This is a genomic window from Arthrobacter sp. CMU6, from assembly GCF_059090205.1.
This window is the reverse complement of sequence record NZ_JBNHFL010000006.1, coordinates 15,928-31,109: the sequence shown is the minus strand read 5'-3', so window position 1 is coordinate 31,109 and position 15,182 is coordinate 15,928. Positions and strand designations below refer to the sequence as shown.

12 protein-coding genes and 1 tRNA gene are annotated in these 15,182 nt (G+C 66.6%); 8 read left to right on the top strand and 5 right to left on the bottom strand.

Features of this window, described 5'->3' with window-relative positions; genetic code table 11:
- Positions 1–57 precede the first annotated feature (57 nt).
- Both AC5RWD_RS05745 and AC5RWD_RS05740 read left to right on the top strand, forming a co-directional pair.
- Complete coding sequence (locus tag AC5RWD_RS05745; RefSeq protein ID WP_494019092.1) at positions 58–540, top strand: cation:proton antiporter regulatory subunit; 483 nt, start codon at positions 58–60, stop codon at positions 538–540.
- A gap of 5 nt (positions 541–545) precedes the next feature.
- Positions 546–1,730, top strand: a complete 1,185-nt coding sequence (locus AC5RWD_RS05740) for a cation:proton antiporter (protein ID WP_494019091.1) — start codon at positions 546–548, stop codon at positions 1,728–1,730.
- Between the two features lie 131 nt (positions 1,731–1,861).
- On the opposite strand, the gene dcd is transcribed toward AC5RWD_RS05740, so the two are convergent.
- Positions 1,862–2,437: a dCTP deaminase gene (gene dcd, locus AC5RWD_RS05735; RefSeq protein ID WP_494019090.1), complete on the bottom strand. Its 576-nt coding sequence runs from the start codon at positions 2,435–2,437 to the stop codon at positions 1,862–1,864.
- Positions 2,438–2,543: 106 nt separating this feature from the next.
- Between dcd and AC5RWD_RS05730 the strand changes: the two genes are divergently transcribed.
- Positions 2,544–4,397 (top strand): CAP domain-containing protein, encoded by a 1,854-nt coding sequence (locus AC5RWD_RS05730; RefSeq protein WP_494019089.1) that lies wholly within the window; start codon positions 2,544–2,546, stop codon positions 4,395–4,397.
- A gap of 23 nt (positions 4,398–4,420) precedes the next feature.
- Here AC5RWD_RS05730 and AC5RWD_RS05725 read toward each other — a convergent pair whose 3' ends face one another.
- The gene (locus AC5RWD_RS05725; RefSeq protein WP_494019088.1) at positions 4,421–4,867 is read right to left on the bottom strand and encodes an SRPBCC family protein; all 447 of its coding nucleotides are present in this window, start codon (positions 4,865–4,867) and stop codon (positions 4,421–4,423) included.
- Positions 4,868–5,111: 244 nt separating this feature from the next.
- On the opposite strand from AC5RWD_RS05725, the gene AC5RWD_RS05720 reads away from it, so the two are divergent.
- Positions 5,112–5,185, top strand: a tRNA-Gly gene (locus AC5RWD_RS05720).
- 29 nt (positions 5,186–5,214) lie between these two features.
- On the opposite strand, the gene AC5RWD_RS05715 is transcribed toward AC5RWD_RS05720, so the two are convergent.
- The gene (locus AC5RWD_RS05715) at positions 5,215–6,543 is read right to left on the bottom strand and encodes an MFS transporter (protein ID WP_494019087.1); all 1,329 of its coding nucleotides are present in this window, start codon (positions 6,541–6,543) and stop codon (positions 5,215–5,217) included.
- A 133-nt stretch (positions 6,544–6,676) separates the two neighbouring features.
- Between AC5RWD_RS05715 and AC5RWD_RS05710 the strand changes: the two genes are divergently transcribed.
- Positions 6,677–7,531 carry a LysR family transcriptional regulator gene (locus tag AC5RWD_RS05710; protein WP_494019086.1) on the top strand — a complete coding sequence of 285 codons (855 nt, stop codon included), beginning with the start codon at positions 6,677–6,679 and terminating at the stop codon, positions 7,529–7,531.
- Between the two features lie 213 nt (positions 7,532–7,744).
- Entirely contained in the window at positions 7,745–7,999 is a 255-nt protein-coding gene (locus tag AC5RWD_RS05705) for a hypothetical protein (protein WP_307031559.1), read from the top strand.
- An 86-nt stretch (positions 8,000–8,085) separates the two neighbouring features.
- Here the strand turns inward: AC5RWD_RS05705 and AC5RWD_RS05700 are convergent, their stop codons facing one another.
- Positions 8,086–11,610: a bifunctional proline dehydrogenase/L-glutamate gamma-semialdehyde dehydrogenase gene (locus tag AC5RWD_RS05700; RefSeq protein WP_494019085.1), complete on the bottom strand. Its 3,525-nt coding sequence runs from the start codon at positions 11,608–11,610 to the stop codon at positions 8,086–8,088.
- Positions 11,611–11,952: 342 nt separating this feature from the next.
- Positions 11,953–13,413 (bottom strand): amino acid permease, encoded by a 1,461-nt coding sequence (locus AC5RWD_RS05695; RefSeq protein WP_494019084.1) that lies wholly within the window; start codon positions 13,411–13,413, stop codon positions 11,953–11,955.
- Positions 13,414–13,570: 157 nt separating this feature from the next.
- On the opposite strand from AC5RWD_RS05695, the gene AC5RWD_RS05690 reads away from it, so the two are divergent.
- Together AC5RWD_RS05690 and panD are read left to right on the top strand one after the other, a co-directional pair.
- Positions 13,571–14,590 (top strand): LysR substrate-binding domain-containing protein, encoded by a 1,020-nt coding sequence (locus AC5RWD_RS05690; protein ID WP_494019083.1) that lies wholly within the window; start codon positions 13,571–13,573, stop codon positions 14,588–14,590.
- A 56-nt stretch (positions 14,591–14,646) separates the two neighbouring features.
- Positions 14,647–15,075 carry an aspartate 1-decarboxylase gene (gene panD, locus AC5RWD_RS05685; RefSeq protein ID WP_494019082.1) on the top strand — a complete coding sequence of 143 codons (429 nt, stop codon included), beginning with the start codon at positions 14,647–14,649 and terminating at the stop codon, positions 15,073–15,075.
- Positions 15,076–15,182 lie beyond the last annotated feature (107 nt).

Genomic DNA, 15,182 nt, shown 5'->3' with positions numbered 1-15,182 from the left:
CCCCGCAGGGCCCACGGTTTCAATCGAAATCGCAGGTTCGCGGACTAGGCTGATGTTATGTACATGGAAGAGACAGACCTCCCGGGCCTGGGCAGGCGCAAGGACTTCATGACCGCATCCGGCCGGCGGATCGGGGTGGTGGAGCTGCGCGAGGGCCAGACCGAGCTGTTCGTTTCCACCTGGGATGATCCGGACACATGCCAGGCCTCGATTCCGCTGACCAGCGAGGAGGCCGCATGCCTGGGAAATCTGCTGGGAGGCCAGCACCTTGCCATGACGCTGACCGAGGCCCATCGGGAGATTCCCGGCATCGCCACCCGGCAGTTCTCCATTGCCGCGGACTCCCCGTTCCAGAACCAGCCCATGGGCAAAGCCCGCATCCGCACCAGGTGCGGCGTTTCAATTGTGGCGATCATGCGTGAAGGCGAGGTGGTTCCTTCGCCCGGCCCCGACGTCCTCCTTCACCCCGGTGACCTGCTGGTCGCCGTGGGCACCCAAGAAGGATTGGACGCCGCGGCCGACATCCTGCGCAACGGCTGACCCGCATGGACCGCGTGGCCCTGTTCCTCATCGAATTGGGGGCAGTCGTGTTCTGCCTCGGTCTGTTGGCGAGGCTCGCGGGGCGGATCGGGATGTCCCCCATCCCGCTGTACTTGGTGGGCGGACTATGCTTCGGGGCCGGCGGCGTGGTGGAGCTCAGCGGCATGAAGGAGTTTTCCCACCTCTCTGGTGAGATCGGCGTCATCCTGCTCCTGCTGATGCTCGGTCTGGAATATACGGCGACGGAACTCGTAACCGGCCTGCGCAGATCGTGGAAAGCGGGCATCCTCGACTTCGTCCTGAACTTCGTTCCCGGCGCTGCCCTGGCTGCGCTCCTCGGCTGGGGAGTTGTGGGCGCCATGGTTATGGGCGGCGTCACGTATATATCGTCGTCGGGCATCGCGGCCAAGGTCATCACAGACCTTGGCCGTATCGGTAACCGCGAGACGCCCGTGGTCCTCTCCATCCTGGTCTTCGAGGACCTGGCCATGGCGATCTACCTGCCGATCCTCACCGCCACGCTGGCCGGGATCAGCTTCCTGGGCGGCCTGCAGACCGTGGGCGTTTCGCTGGCGGTCGTCACCGTGGTGCTGCTGGTGGCCCTGCGGCACGGGCACCACGTCTCCAAGGCCGTGCACAGTGAAAATTCGGAGGTTTTCCTGCTGAACCTGCTGGGGGCCGCCCTGCTGGTATCGGGCGTGGCGGCGGCGCTGCAGGTGTCCGCCGCGGTGGGCGCCTTCATGCTCGGCATCGCGATCTCCGGCGCCACGGCCCACAGTGCGACGCGGATCCTGGAGCCTCTGCGGGACCTGTTTGCCGCCATCTTCTTCGTGGCTTTCGGGCTCAACACCGACCCCACCTCCATTCCGCCGGTGCTGGCGTGGGCGCTTTTACTCGCGGTGCTCACCGCCGTCACCAAGATCATCACCGGAGCCTGGGCCGCCAAGCGTGCAGGCATAGCGCGTCCGGGACGCTTCCGCGCAGGAGCCGCGCTCATAGCCCGGGGCGAGTTCTCCATTGTCATCGCCGGCCTCGCCGTGACATCCGGGGCGGTCACGAACGAGCTCGCCGCCCTGGCCACGGCGTACGTCCTGATTATGGCGGTTCTCGGCCCGCTGGCTGCCCGCTACGTCGAACCCCTCGTCAAGAAATTCTCCCGCCCGGCGCGGCCGGAACCTGTCCCGGCCTGAGCTGGTTCCGGGTCTTCTTACTCCGCCCATCGAGAGGTGAGATGTCGGCGTTTACGAAGCGCCCAAGCCAAGGGATCTCACCTCTAGGCGCGTGACCTGGGCGCTGGAAGGCCGGCCCGAGGAAGGCCGCGCTAGATGTCGGTCCGGTGGAAGTTCAGGTGGCTGCGGCTTGCGGTGGGTCCGCGCTGGCCCTGGTAGCGGTTGCCGTACTCGCCGGATCCGTAGGGGAACTCCGCGGCGGAGGTCAGCCGGAAGAAGCAGAGCTGGCCGATCTTCATGCCCGGCCAGAGCTTGATGGGCAGCGTGGCCATGTTGGAAAGTTCCAGCGTGACGTGCCCCGAGAAACCGGGATCGATGAAGCCGGCCGTGGAGTGCGTCAGCAGGCCGAGGCGCCCTAGCGAGGACTTGCCCTCGAGGCGCGCGGCGATGTCGTCCGGCAGCGTGACGGTTTCGTAAGTGGAGCCGAGCACGAATTCACCGGGGTGCAGGATGAACGCTTCGCCCTCCTCCACCTCCACCAGCCGGGTCAGCTCGGGCTGCTCTTCGGCGGGGTCGATGTGCGCGTATTTGTGGTTGTCGAACAGCCGGAAAAAGCGGTCAATCCGCACATCCACCGAGGACGGCTGGACCATCGCGGCTTCGTACGGATCGAGGACGATCCGTTCGGAATCAATTTCGGCACGAATGTCGCGGTCAGAGATCAGCACACCGTCAAAAATACCATTGCCGCTCCCCTGCCCTGGCGCTAGTGTTGCGTGAACAATCAGGCCGGCGGTCTCACGTCACACGGTCAGAAATAGAGCTGGGGATATTTTGAACAGGATTGCGGCCAAGGCCGCTGTTGCACTCGCCTGCGCCTTGGCGCTGGCGACTCCCGCGGCAGGCGGCCAGCCAACCACGGGTGGCAGCACAACAGTGGCACGCGCCGGCATTTCCGATGCCGTTGCCTCCCGGCAGGGCACCACCACCGCCGGACCGGATGCCGCCACTGACGCCGGACCGGGCACCGCGGCTGCCCCGCCGGCCGCCTCTGCGGCGTCCCCGGCCATGCCCGACGACGGCGGTCCGGCCCCCGTTGTTCCCTCACCCGGGCTTCCACTCACCGGTCCGGCCGACACCGCAGCACCGGCTGGGACGACGCCGGCTGCAACTCCGGCCGTGCCGGGCCCAGCACCCGCCGCCCAGGAGCCAACCGCCGCCCGAAGCCACGCCCCACAGCCCGCGCCCGCGCCGGCCCCGACCTCCCAACCCGCAGGGCCCGCGGGACCGCCGGAACCAGCTTCGATCCCGCCGCTCTCAGCCCCTGCGGATGCCTTCACCACACCGCAATACACGGCCCGGACGGAGTCGGGCGGCGCCGCAAGGGGCCCGCTGACGACGCAGGCGCTGGTGCCGGACAGCAACACCGCCGAGGTGGGCGCCGTCTTCAACGCCATCAACACCTATCGGGCGTCCTTGGGCCTGCCAGCCGTGAAGTACCACGCGACGGTCGCCGGCATGGCGCAGGAATGGTCGGACAGCATCGCTTCCCGCGAGGTCATTGAACACCGGGCGAATTTCTGGACGGACGCGCGCGCCCTGGCTCCGAACAACGGCGCAGGCGAGGTCATTGCCGTCCGCTGGGACCGCGATGCCGCGCAGCTCGTCGAATGGTGGAAGAATTCGCCGGCCCACAACGCCATACTCACCGATCCCCGGTTCAACGTGGTCGGCATCGGCATCACCTTCACCGACGGGAACTGGCAAACCACCCCCAGCCGCTACACCATGTGGGGCGTCGTGAACTTCTTTGGCTACTCGGCGCTCCCCGCCGGCACCACGGCCGCTCCGGGCGGCAGCACCTCAGTTCCCGTACAGCCGGCCGATGCGTGCGAGCCCCTGGTCAAGCACATGCCGCCCACTCTCGATCTCGCGACAGCGGCCATCAGGAGCCCCGGGGACATCGTCTCGGTCGACGCAGCGGGGCAGCTCATCAACCGGCCCGCACTGGGCGCCGGACAGTTCGGACCGCCCGAAACCATCGGCTCCGGCTTCACGCCCACGCGGCAGGTTTTCGTTACCGACTGGGACCGGGATGGCGTCTTCGATGTGCTGGCGCAATGGTCCGACGGCCGTCTCACCCTCTATCCCGGGCAGCTGACGGGCGGCTTCCTGGCACCGGTCACGCTCGGGCAGTCCGGCTGGGCGGGACTGACGCTGGCAGTGGGCGGTTGGTGCTCCACCAACCGCCTGCCCGAGCTGCTGGCCCTCGACTCCGACTCAAACCTCTGGCTCTACCCCAACCGGGGCACCGGAGACCTGGTCCAGCGCACCCTCATCGCCTCGGGCGTCTCCGCGACGCGTCTCGCCATGGCGGATTACGACGGCGACGGTTTCCAGGACCTGCTGGCCCGCCAAAGCGACGGAAACGTTCTGCTGTACCGGGGTTCCGGAGGGCCGTCGCCCAAAGCCGAAGCCCGGACACTGGTCGCCAGCGGGTGGGGTGATGTGACAGCCGTCCGCGCACTGCGCGGCGTCACCGGCGCCTACTCGGCCGGCCTGGTTCTGCAGCGCACCGGCACCGCCGGGCAAGCGGGCCCCGTGCAGTACTGGAACCTTGACGGCGGAGTCCTGTCACCGCCGTCGGCCGTCCCCGGACCGTGGGCCGGCCAGCGGCTGGCCCAATAGGCTCTAGCATAAAAGCGGAAGTCTCAGTCCGCCGTCGTCCGCTCTTCGATAACACCGGGCAGCTTCGCCAGCTGTCCCACGGCCGCCCGGAGCTGGCGCCGGTATGCCGGACGGAGGAAGCTCCAGAAACCGAGTGCCGGGGCCTCCAGTGCAAACCGCACCCGGGTCCCGGCGCGCTCGGTGCTGAGGTAAAAACCGCCGCGCAGGAGTGACGGACCGGCCACCACCTGGAACTGGATTTCGGCGCCGGGCCGCGCCTGGGTGATCTCGTAATTGCGCGTCACAGGCTGGCCCTGCGGCCCGTCCATGGTGACCTGGTACCTCGCTCCCACGCTGCCGGCGCTGCCCGAACTGAGCCCTATGCTCCGGACGTCGGCCTGCCATCTGGGCAGATTCGCGCCGTCCAGGAGGAATGAATAGACCGTCATGGCGTCGCGCGCAACGAGAACCTCGTGTTCTGCACCTGCCATGGGGATCCTTTTCCGACGTCGGGCCTGTATTGCGTAGCCCGTTCCCCATACTGCAGCTAACGAGATTCAGGATAGTCACCCGCGCCGGCCCTCGTCCGCGCACCGCCCGGGCCTTTACCGAACAGTTACGGGAGGCCTTTTTGGCCGGCTTTCCCGACGCGCGGGGACTCGGGATCCAGATGGCCGGCGCCGCCGCACAACTGCGCTAAGCTAGGTTCTGCCCCGGGCAGTTTCCGGTGCGACTGCGGCTGTAGCTCAATGGTAGAGCGCTAGCTTCCCAAGCTTGATACGCGGGTTCGATTCCCGTCAGCCGCTCCAAGCCACCCTTGAATCCGCTGCCCGCGGCGTCATGCCACCCGGCGCACCACCCGCAGCGGTCCCCGCCGGTTCCGCAGGTCCACCTTCAGCCTCAGCCCACCTTTGCGGGCAAGCACGACGGCGACAGTCGCCGCCGCGAGCGCCGGCACCCCTCCTGCCACCAGCAGTCCCGTGTGCGGATCAAGGTGCTCGGCAATGAAACCGATCATCGGTCCGCCGAGGGCCTGGCCGCCGATCAGCACCATGATGTACAGGCTCATGACGCGGCCGCGGATGCTCATGTTGGAGCTGGTCTGCACAAGCTGGTTGGAGGCGGTAAGGAACATCAGGCACCAGAACCCGGACAGCACCAGCGCGGCGCCGAAGAGCAGCAGGGTGGGGACGGCGGCCGAAAGGCACAGCATCAGCCCGTACATACCCGCCGCCAGGACCACTGACCGCAGCCGGAGCTGCCGGCGCCGGGTGGAGGCGACCGCCCCGGTCAGCGCCCCGAGTGCCACCAGGGCATTCAGCATGCCGTAACCGCCGGCGCCGATTCCGTACACGCGGTCCGCGAAAGCCGCCAGCAGCACGGGCAGGCTCATGGCGAACACGGAGATGAACCCCACCATGAGCCACGGCCAGTAGATGGTGGGCTTGCCCAGCGCGTACCGCAGCCCTTCGCGCAGCATGCCCTTGGACTTGGGTGCCGGCGCGCTGACGAACAGTTCGTCCCGGCGCAGCAGCAGGAGCATTGCCACCGTGGAGCAGCACGCCGCGGCATTGGCGGCGAAGGCCCAGCCGGCGCCGACGGCGGTCAGCAGCACCCCGGCGATCGCCGGACCGATGAGCCCGCCCAGCTGGAACGTCGTCGAGTTCACGCTGATGGCGTTGCGCAGGTACCGCGGCCCCACCAGCTCATGGACGAACACCTGCCGGGCGGGCTGGTCCAGCACGGTGACCAGGCCGAGCACCAGCGCGATGACGTAGACGTGCCACACCTCGATCCTCCCGGTAAGTGCGAGGGCGGCGAGGGCAGCGGCGAGGACGGCCGCTGCGCTCTGGCACATGATGAGGATCCTGCGCTTGGAGAACCGGTCCGCGACCATTCCGCCCCACGGTCCGAGGAGGAGGGATGGCAGGAACTGCAGCGCCACCGTGAAGCCCACGGCGGTGACCGAACCGGAGAGCTGGAGCACCAGCCAGTCCTGGGCGATTCGCTGCATCCAGATGGCGATCACGGCAATGAAGTGGCCCGTGGCGAAGAGCCGGAAGTTGGGAACACGGAGTGAGATGAAGGTGTGGCGCCACGGAAGACGTTCACTGACGACGGCGACGGGCTGGGTGACGGTGGCCGGTGGCGGCGGTGGGGGTGTCACAGGGGTTTCCTCAGGTGAGCGGGCCGGCGGGGATGTCCTCAACGCTAGGGCGCGCACCTTCGATTGTGGAAGACTATTGCTCCTATAACTATCATTGCTTAACGTAATGATGCCCGGTGGTCGAGGAGGACGAATGTTTGAACCGGCCCAGCTCCGCTCGTTCCTCGCCGTCGCCGAAACGCTGAGCTTCACCAAGGCGGCAGAACGCCTGGGCCTGGCCCAGCCGACGGTCAGCCAGCACGTGCGCAAGCTTGAGGCTGCCGCCAAGCGGACGCTGATCAGCCGGGACACGAGGGACGTCAGGCTGACGGACAACGGCGATGCCATGGCGGGCTTCGCACGGAACATCCTCGCGGCCCACGATGCCGCCGCCCGCTATTTTTCCGGCTCGGCCATGCGCGGTCGCCTGCGCTTCGGCACCGCCGATGACCTCGCCATTACCGGGCTGCCGCGCATCCTGCGTGAGTTCCGGCAGATCTACCCGCAGATCAACCTCGAGCTCACCGTGGGCCAGAGCGACCAGCTGTACAAGCGCCTGAATTCCGGCCAGCTGGACCTCGTCTTCGTCAAGTGGGTGGCCGGAGCCAAGGACGGCACCGTGGTCCAGCACGACACTTTTTCCTGGGTGGGACTCGAACAGACCGCACTGGAGCCGGGCCAGCCCGTGCCGCTGATCGCGTACCCGGCGCCCAGCCTGAGCCGCAAGCTTGCCATCGACGCCCTCGAATCCGTGGGCCGGACGTGGCGCATCACGTGCACCACCAAGCAGATCAGCGGGGTCCTGGCGGCCGTCCGTGCCGGCATCGGGGTGGCCGTGATGCCGTCCTCGCTGGTGCCGGAGGACCTGAAAATCATCACCCGGCGCTTCGAGCTACCGCCCGTGGGGGATGTCGATTTCACGCTGATCAGGAACCCGTTGGCGAACTCCGAGGTCATCGACGCCCTGACCCAGGCCATCATGGGACGGACCCTGAAGAAGCCCGTTTAGCGGCACCGCGGGCGCTGCGGCTGGCGCTGCAGCGGGCGTTAGCCGGCGCCACAGCGGGGTTTGGAGGCAGGGCTGCACCCGGAAAAATGATTGATAACGGTTCGCAGCTGGCCTATGCTGTGAATGTTGCGGTCATGCAGCGGCTGTCAACACACAGGTTTCGACAACGAACATGCTTGGCAACGACGCCCGCCTGTTCGGGATAGGTACACCGTGACCACAGCCGCAAACCCCCGCTATACCCGCCACTCCATGACCGTGGACGCCGAATATGTCGGCCAGCCCAACTGCGAAAAGTGCGGAACAGACGAGTTCATCTACCTCGAGTCCTTCGTGCCGCCCAAGCACCGCCAGGACGGCACCGTCCGGAAACTGGGCGAAGTGGCGTACACCTGCACGCGCTGCGAGGACTTTTCCGCACACAGTGTCCCCGCATCATGGGCCCCGCCTGGCTGGTATCTGGGCTAAGCAGCAAAGACAAATAGATCGGGCGGGCACCTGGAGGGTGCCCGCCCGATCTATTGCCCTGGTGGGGTTCGCTGGATCAGCGGCCCCTAGATCAGTGAATCGGAGAGGTGGTTCGGTGTGCCGAAGCGGTGCGCCGTAATGCTGACGGCCTGCTCGTGCAGGAACGGCAGCATCTCGATACGGCCGGCCTCCGTCACCTCGTGGGCGTAGATGGCCAGGTCCGGGCGGCCGCCGGTAGCCTCGGCGAGATCGGCTGCAGAGCCGCCGATCAGGCGGATGCGTCCGCCGGACAGCTTGCCCGCCGCGGCGAGACGGCCCGCGGATGCCAGCCACGCGGCGTCGTCCTCCACCGTCACGGGGATGTCCAGCCCGGTGAGTACGGAACGCAGCTGGGCGGGAAGTTCGACGCCGGACGAAACAGTGACCGGGGCACCGGCAAGTACGCCGGCGGCAACTGTCCGGACGAGCGCCCGGAGGGATCCGCCGTCGGACAGCCGGACGGTGACCGGCAGCGCACGGTAGCGGAAGATGTTCCGCTCGGCGCTCAGGCCCGAGACGTCCTTGGCGGTGCCGAATTCGTCCGCCCAAGCCAGGGCGTCGGAGCCCAGCGCCCGCTGCAGGGCCTCGATGTCGGCAGCGCCGAGTTCGCCCTTCACGGCTTCCACGAGGCGCTGCACCCTGCGGTTGGCGATGCCCGCCGCGGCGCCCTGGGTGCTCTCTGCGCTGGTCCAGTCGCCGAGGCCCGCGAGGTAATTCGGGCCGCCAGCCTTGGTGCCGGCGCCAACTGCAGACTTCTTCCAACCGCCGAACGGCTGGCGCTGCACGATGGCACCGGTGATGCCGCGGTTGATGTAGAGGTTGCCTGCCTGGATGGTGTCCAGCCAGAGCCCCAGCTCGCCGGTGTTGAGTGAGTGCAGGCCGGCGGTGAGGCCGTACTCGATCTGGTTCTGGATAGCGATGGCCTCTTCCAGGGTGTCCGCGGTCATAACGCCGAGGACGGGGCCGAAGAATTCGGTCAGGTGGAAGTAGGAGCCGCGCTTGACGCCGTAGCGCACGCCCGGGCTCCAGAGCCGGCCGGTGTCGTCGAGCTTGCGGGGCTCGACGGCCCAGTTCTCACCCTCGCCCAGGGTGGTCAGCGCGTTGAGCAGCTTGCCCTTGGCCGGTTCGATGATCGGACCCATCTGGCTGGTGGGGTCCTGCGGGTAGCCCACCTTGAGGGAGGTCACGGCGTCGATCAGCTGGTTGCGGAACCGCTTCGAGGTGGCAACGGAGCCCACCAGGATTACCAGCGAGGCTGCGGAGCACTTCTGTCCGGCGTGGCCGAAGGCTGAATAGGCCACGTCCTTGGCGGCGAGGTCCAGGTCGGCGCTGGGGGTGACGATGATCGCGTTCTTGCCGCTGGTTTCGGCCAGCAGCGGCAGGTCCTTGCGGAAGGAACGGAACAGTTCAGCGGTCTCGTAGCCGCCGGTGAGGATAACGCGGTCAACGGCCGGGTGCGAGATCAGCTGCTGGCCGAGCTCGCGTTCACCCAGCTGCACCATGGTGAGCACGTCCCGCGGCACGCCGGCCTCCCACAGTGCCTCGATCATCACGGCGCCGCTGCGGCGGGCCTGCTTGGCCGGCTTGATCACGACGGCGGAACCGGCGGCCAGTGCCGCGAGCGTGGAACCGGCGGGGATGGCCACCGGGAAGTTCCACGGCGGAGTGACCACGGTGAGCTTCGCCGGAACGAAGGTGGCACCGTCCACCTGGTCCAGCTTGCGGGCGGACTCGGCGTAGTAGTGGGCGAAGTCAACGGCCTCGCTGACCTCGGGGTCGCCCTGGTCGATGGTCTTGCCGGTCTCGCTGGCCATCACCTCGAGCAGGTCCGCGCGGCGGGCCTCGAGGACGTCACCGGCGCGGTGCAGGATCTCGGCGCGCTCGTTGCCGGAGAGCTCGCCCCAGGCCTTGCCCTTCTCGACGGCGGTGGCGATCACCTTGTTGAGGGTGTCAGCGTCAGTGATGGTGGCGGCTTCGACGGAGGCGTTGCCCAAGGTCGAGGCCGGAACGCGCTCCAGGATGGCCCGGCCCCAGTCGCGGTTGGCGGGCAGGGACGGATCGGTGTCCGGCGTGTTCCGGAAGCCGGTGCGGGGCATCAGCTCTGCCGGCTCGTTGCGGTTCTGCAGGCGGTTCGGCTGCGGCACCTCGTCGTCGAGCTCCTGCAGGGAGGACAGGAAGCGCTGCTTTTCGCGCTCGAACAGTCCTTCGTTCTCGCTGAGCTCGAAGACGGCGGACATGAAGTTTTCCTGGCTGGCGCCCTCTTCGAGCCGGCGGATCAAGTAGGCGATGGCGACGTCGAATTCGGCCGGGTGCACCACGGGCGTGTAGAGCAGCAGGGAGCCGACGTCCTTCTTGACCGCTTCGGCCTGGCCCTGCGCCATGCCGAGCAGCATCTCGAATTCGATGCCCGACTCGACGCCGCGCTGCTTGGCCAGCAGCCAGGCGAAGGCGATGTCGAACAGGTTGTGGCCGGCGACGCCGATGCGGATGTTGCCGATCCGGTCCGGGTGCAGCGCGTAGTTGATGACGCGCTTGTAGTTGATGTCCGAGTCGAGCTTGGTGCCCCACGTGGCCAGCGGCCAGTCGTGCAGCGAGGCTTCCACCTGCTCCATGGGAAGGTTTGCGCCCTTGACCACGCGGACCTTGATGGCTGCGCCGCCGCCGGCGCGGCGTGCGGCAGCCCAGTCCTGCAGCCGGATCATGGCGGCGAGCGCGTCCGGAAGGTAGGCCTGGAGCACGATGCCGGCTTCCAGGTTCTTGAACTCGGGCTTGTCCAGGATCCGGGTGAAGACCGCGATGGTCATGTCCAGGTCCTTGTACTCCTCCATGTCCAGGTTGATGAACTTGGGCTTGGAGAAGGAGGCGGCGCGGGCGAACAGCGGCGTGAGCTTCTCGACGACGTGCTCCACGGCCTCGTCGAAGGCCCAGGCGGAGTGCGGGGCCACGGTGGAGGACACCTTGATGGAGACGTAGTCCACGTCCGGGCGGGCCAGCAGCGTGTGGGTTCCCTCGAGCCGGCGGGAGGCCTCGTGCTCGCCCAACACGGCCTCGCCGAGCAGGTTCACGTTGAGCTTGATGCCGTCCTTGCGGATCTTGGCAATGGCCGGGCCGAGCTTGGAGTCGGTGGCGTCAACGATCAGGTGGCCCACCATCTCGCGGAGGACCTTGCGGGCCACGGGAATGACAACCTGCGGCAGGACCGGTGCCATGAGGCCGCCCATCTGGACAGCGCGGCGCATGTACCAGGGCAGGAAGGCGGGAACCTTGGGGGCGAGGGCAGCGAGGTTGCGGGCGGCCACGTGCAGGTCCTCGGGACGGACCACGCCGTCGACGAAGCCCACGGTGAAGTCCAGGCCGTTCGGGTCCTTGAGGACGCCAGCAAGCTGCTCAGCGGATGCGTCCACGGGAAACTTGCTGGCTTCGGTGAGCCAGCGGCGGACGAGGGCGACTGCGTCCGTGGCCAGGGCAGTCGCTTCGGCGACGTTGGACCCTGCCGAGGGGGTGGCGACGGCGCCGGTAACAGCGGCGCCCTTGCCTGCCTGCACGCGGTGATCCGTTGCGGTGTTGGTCATGGCTGTCCTCGTTCTTTCAGTGCGGTGGGATCGTCTTATTCATCAGTATGAGCCTCGAGTCTCTTAAGATAAAGCGATCTTTTCTGAGCAATACACCTTAGAAAAACCGATCATTCTGTGGCCCCGCCGGACACCCCAAAATGCAGCCCCCGCAGTCGCGGAGAAGTGAGGAAGGGTCGCCTGATTTGCTGCGAGAAGTGAGGAAGGGTCAGGTAACCCAAACGCTCCCTCACCTTTCGCCGCCAGATCCAAACCCTCCATCACCTTTCGCCGCCAAAAGAAGAACCCTCCCGCACCTGGGGTGCGGGAGGGTTCATCGGTAAGGCGCGCGAACAGGGAGAACTACACGGGCGTGTGCATCTCCACGGCCTCGTCGTGCCGCGGGCTGTTCGGGTTCATCAGGGAGTGCCGTTTGCCGTAGGCGAAGTAGATCACCAGGCCGATCACGAGCCAGATGCCGAAGCGCAGCCAGGTTTCCCAGTGCAGCTGGAACATTAGGAAGGCGGAAGCCAGGACACCGAATGCGGGGACCACCGGCATCAGCGGCAGGCGGAAGGTCCGGGGCGCGTCCGGCTTGGTGTAGCGGAAGATGATCACGGAAACGCACACCACCACGAACGCGGCGAGGATACCGATGTTGGTGAGGTCGGCGACGGCCTTGATGGGGAACACGCCGGCCAGAAGCGCGGACGCAATGCCGCCGATCCAGGTCACGCGCTGCGGGGTTCCGTGCCGGTCCGTCTTCGAGAACCAGCCGGGGAGAAGGCCGTCACGGCTCATGGAGAACCACACGCGGGTGACGCCGAGGAGGAACGTCAGCATCACGGTGAGAATGGACAGCACGGCGAAGACCGAGATGATGGTGGCGATGACGGGGAGGCCGACGCCCTGGAACGCCGACGCGAAGCCTGCAGCCGGATCGATGTCCTTGTAGTTCTGCATTCCGGTGAGCACGAGGGTGGCGGCAACGTAGAGCAGCATGGCGATGACGAGGGACAGGATGATGGCCTTTGGCATGTGCTTCTTGCCGTCGGTCGCCTCTTCGGCCGCTGTACTCATGGCGTCGTAACCGAACACGGCGAAGAACACGGTGGCCGAGCCCGCCAGGACGGGTCCAAAGCCGCTGGGCATGAACGGGTTGAAGTTCTCGGCGTTGATGTAGAAGACGCCCAATCCGATGATGAACAGAATCAGCACGACCTTGATGGCAACGGCCACGAGTTCGAACCGGCCGAACGTCTTGGTCCCGCGGGAGAGGATCCACGTCACCAGCAGGCAGACGACGATGGCGGGGATGTTGACGATGCCGCCCTTGCCTTCGTCCGGGGTGGAGGTCATCCATACGGGCATGTGGATCCCGATGCCGGACAGGAAGGCATCGAAGTAACCGGAGATACCGATAGCCACCACGGCCACAATCGCGATGTACTCCAACAGCAGGTCCCAGCCGATGAACCAGCCGATGATTTCGCCCAGGGCCACGTAGCCGTAGGTGTATGCCGAGCCGGCGCGCGGAATCATGCCGGCGAATTCTGCGTAGGACAGCGCCGCGGCGGCCGAGGCCAGGCCGGCGATCAGGAAGGAAATCAGCACCGCAGGTCCGACGCCAGGAGTGTCAGCACTGCCGTGCGCCACAAGGCCTGCCAGCGAAAAAATGCCGACGCCGATGATCCCGCCGACGCCGATGGCGGTCAGCTGCCACAGCCCGAGGGACTTGAATAGGCCGCTGTGCTTGTTCTCTACTTCGATGTCGTCAATGGGCTTGCGCCTCAAGATTGACTGCGACGGATCTGTTGTACTCATCGGGACTCCTGCGTAGGTGCGGCCCCATCATTTCGCCCTGTGATGGGGGTAACTCAATCTGTTTAGTATGCAAGCAGTGTTGCATTAGATAAAGTGCATACTTCTAACCAGTATTCGTTAGTCCAACTATTCATTTGTGTAAACCAAGGAACAGCCCATGCTTGATGTCCGCCGGTTGAGGCTGCTCCGCGAGCTGAAGATACGGGGCACGCTCGCCGAGGTGGCCGCAGCCCTGCAGTACAGTCCTTCCTCAGTCTCCCAACAATTGGCCCTCCTTGAGAAGGAAGTCGGGGTGGAACTGCTCAGGAAAACCGGGCGCCGCGTGCAGCTGACGCCGCAGGCTGAGGTTCTGGTGGCACATACAGCCCATCTGCTGGAAACACTGGAGCAGGCGGAGGCCGACCTGGCGGCATCCCTGACCACGGTTTCGGGCACGGTACGAATCGCCGTCTTCCAGTCCGCAGCGCTTGCGCTCATGCCGGATGCGCTGACCCGCCTGGCCACGACCTACCCCGAGGTCCGGATCGAAATGACTCAGCGCGAACCGGAGACGGCGCTGCATGAAACGTGGGCCCGGGACTTCGACCTGGTCATCGCCGAGCAGTACCCCGGCCACGCGGCGCCCCGCTACCCCGAGCTGGACCGCGTACGTCTCACGAGTGACGCCATCCGGCTTGCAGTCCCGCCGGCTGCCGAGGGCAGGAGGAAGATCGATTCACTCGCAGACACCGCAGAGATGCCCTGGGTGATGGAACCGCGCGGCGCGGCGTCGCGGCACTGGGCAGAGCAGGCCTGCCGGAGTGCAGGCTTCGAGCCCGATGTCCGCTTTGAAACAGCAGACCTCCAGGCCCAGATCCGCCTGATCGAGTCCGGAAACGCCGTCGCCCTGATGCCGGACCTGGTATGGACCGGCCGGGGCACCACGGCCGAGCTGCTGGATCTCCCCGGCAAGCCGAGGCGCACAGTCTTCACGTCCGTGCGGCGCTCCGGGGCGCAGCGCCCCGCCATCCTCGCCGCCCGCGAAATCCTCGCCTCCACGGCCGCCACCATCGCGGCTGCCCAGGAAATCGACACCGGCGCGGACGCCTCCGGCGCCCCCGCGGCGACGCCGGCAACGCAAGCAGCCGGCACCGAGGGACCAATTAATGGCGCAGCAGCCAGCGGAGAAGTCGTGTAGCGGGTGTTCCCTGGCTCACAGCCAAGCGTTGACCCCGGCGTTAGACTGTTGACGTTATGAATCGCACAATGTTTAAGTCCAAGATCCACCGGGCCACCGTCACGCACGCTGACCTGCACTACGTGGGTTCCGTCACCGTTGACCTGGACCTGCTCGACGCTGCCGACATCCTGCCTGGCGAGCTCGTGGCCATTGTGGATGTCACCAACGGCGCCCGCCTCGAGACGTACACCATCGCCGGCGAACGGGGTTCCGGCGTCATCGGGATCAACGGCCCTGCTGCCCATCTGGTGCATGAGAACGACACCGTCATTCTGATCACCTACGCGCAGATGACCACCGAGGAAGCCAAGGCGTACGAGCCCAGGGTTGTCCATGTGGACAAGGACAACCGCATCATCCAGCTGGGCAATGACCCCGCCGAAGGCCTCACACCGGGCCTGATGAGGCCACCGTTCGCGCTAAACAACGCTGCGCTGAGCTAGCAGCAGAGCCAGCGCGCGGGGGACCCACGCGGAAGCATACAAGCCGGCGCAGCAGCGAGATCCCCGCCACAACGTGGACCGCGGCTGAATAAATCTGATTAGGCTGG